This window comes from Blastomonas sp. (assembly GCF_041747255.1).
GTDB lineage: Bacteria > Pseudomonadota > Alphaproteobacteria > Sphingomonadales > Sphingomonadaceae > Blastomonas.
In genome coordinates this window covers 1-4,635 of record NZ_JBGTFM010000197.1, presented here as the reverse complement: position 1 = coordinate 4,635, position 4,635 = coordinate 1, and the positions used below count along the sequence as shown (strand labels likewise).

4 protein-coding genes and 2 pseudogenes are annotated in these 4,635 nt (G+C 61.5%); 2 read left to right on the top strand and 4 right to left on the bottom strand.

The features are described from left to right. Positions 1 to 110, bottom strand: a pseudogene (locus ACEW8G_RS07080) (5-(carboxyamino)imidazole ribonucleotide synthase); the annotation flags it as partial. A 32-nt stretch (positions 111 to 142) separates the two neighbouring features. Next, positions 143 to 598, bottom strand: coding sequence for a 5-(carboxyamino)imidazole ribonucleotide mutase (gene purE, locus ACEW8G_RS07075; RefSeq protein WP_373487732.1), 456 nt, complete (start codon positions 596 to 598; stop codon positions 143 to 145). Positions 599 to 875: 277 nt separating this feature from the next. On the opposite strand from purE, the gene ACEW8G_RS07070 reads away from it, so the two are divergent. Continuing rightward, the gene (locus ACEW8G_RS07070) at positions 876 to 1,505 is read left to right on the top strand and encodes a GGDEF domain-containing protein (RefSeq protein ID WP_373487730.1); all 630 of its coding nucleotides are present in this window, start codon (positions 876 to 878) and stop codon (positions 1,503 to 1,505) included. A gap of 21 nt (positions 1,506 to 1,526) precedes the next feature. Here the strand turns inward: ACEW8G_RS07070 and gpmA are convergent, their stop codons facing one another. Further along, the gene (gene gpmA / locus ACEW8G_RS07065; protein ID WP_373487729.1) at positions 1,527 to 2,213 is read right to left on the bottom strand and encodes a 2,3-diphosphoglycerate-dependent phosphoglycerate mutase; all 687 of its coding nucleotides are present in this window, start codon (positions 2,211 to 2,213) and stop codon (positions 1,527 to 1,529) included. 93 nt (positions 2,214 to 2,306) lie between these two features. Next, positions 2,307 to 3,683, bottom strand: coding sequence for a cytochrome P450 (locus tag ACEW8G_RS07060; protein ID WP_373487731.1), 1,377 nt, complete (start codon positions 3,681 to 3,683; stop codon positions 2,307 to 2,309). 221 nt (positions 3,684 to 3,904) lie between these two features. Between ACEW8G_RS07060 and ACEW8G_RS07055 the strand changes: the two are divergent. Next, a pseudogene (locus tag ACEW8G_RS07055) lies at positions 3,905 to 4,635 on the top strand (hypothetical protein); the annotation flags it as partial.

Genomic DNA, 4,635 nt, shown 5'->3' with positions numbered 1-4,635 from the left:
TCGGGCGTGAAAATATGGCAGCGATAGCCCAGCTGCGCCGCGGCAAGGCTCAGCATTCGGCCCAGCTGGCCTCCGCCCATGATGCCGATGGTGCTCCCCGGTGCAATCATGTCCGGTGCGATTAGCTTTACGCCTGCACTGCTCATACGGGTCTGTCGCCCACCGCTGCGCTTTGTGCGGCGCGCCAGTCGTCAAGCCTCCGCGCGAGCGCCGGGTCATGCGTCGCAAGGATCGACGCGGCGAGCAGGCCTGCATTCTTTGCGCCGGCCGGGCCAATCGCCAGCGTGCCAACCGGAATGCCGCCGGGCATCTGCACAATCGAGAGCAGGCTGTCGAGCCCGCTCAACGCCTTGCTGGATACCGGCACGCCCAGCACCGGCAGCCGGGTCATGCTCGCGACCATGCCGGGCAGATGCGCCGCGCCGCCTGCGCCTGCAATGATCACCTTGAACCCCGCATCGACCGCGCCCTTGGCAAAACTGATCAGCCGGTCGGGGGTGCGGTGCGCAGAAACGATGCGGCAATCGTGTGCGACACCCAAGGTATCGAGGATCGCTGCCGCCCCGGCCATCGTATCCCAGTCAGACTGGCTGCCCATAACAATAGCGACCGGGGCCGGATCAGGCTTCGGGGCTGGCTCGGCCACGTTTATTGCACTCCGCATGAGGACTTGGCGTACGGGTCTTAAGGGCAAAGTCTGGCCCCGGCAATCGCCATGGCGGGGAAAATATTTCCGCGCCGCCAGCAAGGAACATCTCCGGCTTAGGTCCCGATTTTGCACAGATTAAATGGGCTAAACTAATTTTGATCATGCTGCGCTGCGCCATAAATGCTAAACACTTTTGTCATGAAATGTGTTGTAAGATTGATGTCCAATGAAGATGAACAATGTCTCAATCGTGCAGGCGGTGGCATCACCCGCCGCTGAAAAGGGTTTGTCCTATGGCGAACTCGCAGATTTGTGCGTTGATTTGCGCGCGCAAAACGCTCGGTTGCTGGCGCGAATCACCACGCTGGAAGAAGAGATTTGCCGCGACACCTTGACCCCGTTGTTTAACCGGCGTCACTTTGAAAAAGCGGTGGCGGTGTGCATCGCCCATTGCGAACGCTATGACAGCCGCGCCGCGCTGCTGTTCGTCGATGTCGATGACCTCAAGCTGATCAACGACAGCTATGGCCATGCCGCAGGCGATGAGGCTTTGCGCGCCATTGCCGACGTGTTGCTGGCCAACGTGCGCACGACCGATGTCGTGGCCCGCATCGGCGGGGATGAATTCGCGGTGCTGCTCGGCGCGATCAGCGAAGCCGATATTCTGACCAAGATCAGCGATCTCCGCACCGCAATTGCCGCCTGCCGACCCGGCTTTGGCGGCGACGAGCCTTGCCTTTCGGCAAGCTTTGGTCATGCCTTCATCCACCCGGGGGATCAGGCCGCCAAGGTGCTGGAGCACGCTGACCGGGCAATGTATCGCGCCAAGCCCGGGCGGCGCACCGCGCGGGCTTGAGCGCCCCGCGCTCGCTTAGGCTTAGCGCTCGCTCAGATAATAGCGCTCAACCTCGGCCAGATTGTCGTCAAGCTGATAGACAATCGGCTGGCCGGTGGGGATTTCGAGGCTGGTGATCGCATCATCAGCGATGCCCGACAAATGCTTCACCAAGGCGCGCAACGAATTGCCGTGCGCGGAAATGAGCACGCGCTTGCCCGCTTTCAGTTCGGGTGCGATCCGGGCATTCCAATATGGCAAAACCCGCGCGATTGTGTCTTTCAGGCTTTCGGCGGCGGGGATGGCGATGCCATCATAACGCCGGTCTTGTGACAGATCGAAGGGCGATCCCGCCTCAAGCGGTGGCGGCGGAATGTCGAAACTGCGCCGCCAGATGTGGACCTGCTCGTCGCCATGCTTGGCTGCAGTCTCGGCTTTGTCGAGCCCGGTCAGCCCGCCATAATGACGCTCATTGAGCTGCCAGTTCTTTTCCACCGGCAGCCACAGCCGCCCCATTTCCTCAAGCGCCAGATTGAGCGTCTTGATCGCGCGGCTTTGCAGCGAGGTGAAGCACAGGTCAAAATCGAGTCCCTTGTCGCGCATCATTCGCCCGGCGGCGCGCGCTTCCTCGACGCCCTTTTCGGTTACATCCACATCCCACCAGCCGGTGAACCGGTTTTCAAGGTTCCATTGCGACTGGCCGTGGCGGATGAGGACGAGTTGCGGCATCGGGGCGTCTCCCTAAGTTAATCAGGAGCGGCAACTAGCGCCGATGCGGGGGTTGTGGAACCCATTTTCAGGCAAGAGCGGGTGAACGCACCATCACAGCCGTTCAAAGCGCACCTGCAGGCCGTCTTTGGGCTGCGGGATGGGCCATGCCTGCCACCTGGGCTCATAGCCCGGCGCGATGACGATGCGATGCTGGGTCAGCACATGGTGCATCAGCACCTTGATCTGCATATAGGCAAAGTGCAGCCCCAGGCACATATGCGCGCCGCCGCCAAACGGCACCCAGGCATATTTGTGCCGGTTGCGGGTTGCCTCGGGGGTAAATCGCAGCGGATCGAAGCGCAGCGGATCGGGCCAGTGCTCCTCCTGCTTGTGGGTGTAGGATGAGCTGATCGCGACCGGCGTCCCCGCCGGGATGCGATAGCCGCCAAACTCAAAGTCCTTGAGCGCCCGGCGCGGGGTCGATGGCACAGGCGGGATCAGCCGCAGCGCCTCCTTGAAGGCCATTTCGGTCAGCTCAAGATTGGCGAGCGAATCATAAGGCAACATCTCCCCAGGCCCGGCCTCGCCCAGCAATTCCTCCCGCAACCGGTCCTGCCACTCGGGGTTTTTGCCAAGCAGCCAGATCAGCGAAGTGGCCGACGAGGTGATCGTATCGTGCGCCGCCATCATCAGGAAGTTCATGTGATCGACGATTTCTTCGGGGCTCAGCAGACTGCCATCGTCGCGGGTGGCGCGGCAGAACTGGCTGAACATGTCCGGCCCCTGCTGCTCGCGCCGCGCCTTCACCTCGGGCATGAAATAATCGACCAGGAATTTGCGCCCCGCGACGCCGCGTCCCATTTTGGTGAACGGCAGCGGGCGGCGGACTACGCCGATGGACGCCTGCACCATGTCGACGAACGCGGTGTTGATCCGGTCTGCCTCGGGCCCGAAAGGGATGCCGAGAAAGGATGTCGCGGCGAGATCGAGCGTCAGCTTCTTGATTTCGGGGTAGAACAGCAAATCGCGGTTCGACCAGCTGGGCACGCGCGCGGCAATGCCTTCGTTCAGCTTTTCGGCATAATGGCGCATCGGGCCGGGCTTGAAGGCGATCGAAAGCGCACGGCGATCAGCGCGGTGATGGTCGAAATCCATCAGCATCAGCCCGCGCGGAAACAGCAGGTTGAGCACCGGACCCCAGCCCTGTTCGGATGAAAACACCTTGTCGCGATCAAACAGCACCAGTTCATTGGCGTCGGCGCCAAACAGCGCGACCTGCCTGCGACCAAAGGCATGGGTGCGGTAAACCATCCCGTGTTTGGCGATCATCCCGCGCCCGAACTTTTCAGGATCGGCGAGCATCTTGAGCGTCACACCGATGACCGGCAGGCCGTCGTCGCCGGGAATGTGATCAAGCGCGTGCGAAGCAGGCATCCGCGTCCAGTGCGGGTTGCCGGAATCGCGCTGGATGGTGTGATCAGGGAACATGTCCATGCTCGGCAAGGGGGCGGTGGCCATGTGTGTCATCCTGTGATTGAATTAACTGCTCGCTTAAATAGCAACTTACATCAGTGTTAGCAATCCGCTTCTTGCCAAGATATCATTCATCGTTAATTCAACTGGCGTTCTTTATGAACGAATCAATCGGAGACGTCCTCCGTCCTTCAGGCGCACCATCCTCCCCAAGTGTGACCATATTAGGAATTGCCATGACCCGAGTTTCTGCCTCCCGTTTTGCCTTCATGCCCGCCGTTACGCGGATCGCGGCGCTGGCCGTTGGGGCGCTGTCGCTCTCGGCATGCGCCTATTCTGACTACGGCGGCTATGGCGGCGTGTCTTATGGGGTCGGTGCTGGGTCGGGCTATGCTGGAGGCTTTGATCCGTACTGCGACCAGTTCTCCGCTTATGATTCCTGGTATGGCTGCGATACCGGCTATGGCTTTGGCCAGATCGGCTTTGGCGGTGGCTATTGGGACAATTATTATTATCCCGGTTTCGGCACCTTTATCTATGACCGCCCCGGCGGCCGCCGTTTTGCGATGCAGAACCGGCACCGTCAATATTGGGCGCAGCAGCGCTGGCAACACCAACAGGCTCGGCGTGCTCAGCGGCAGGATTTCCGCCGTGATCAGCGCCAGGATATCCGGCGCGATCAGCGGCAGGATGCCCGCCAGCAGAACCGCCGTGAGACGCTTGATGACCGGCGCGACTGGCGTCAGGAACGGCGCGAGGACCGGCAGGATGTCCGTCAAGGCAACCGTCAGCAGCAGCGTGAGCGGCTTGGCGGGTTGACGCCGCAGGATCGTCAGGAGCGCCTCGACCGGATGGAGCAGCGCCGCCAGGGCCAGATCGGCCAACCCGACAATGCCCAGCGCGACGCGCGTCAGCAAATGCGTCAGGAGCGCGATGCGATGTTGACTCCCGAACAGCGACAGCAGCG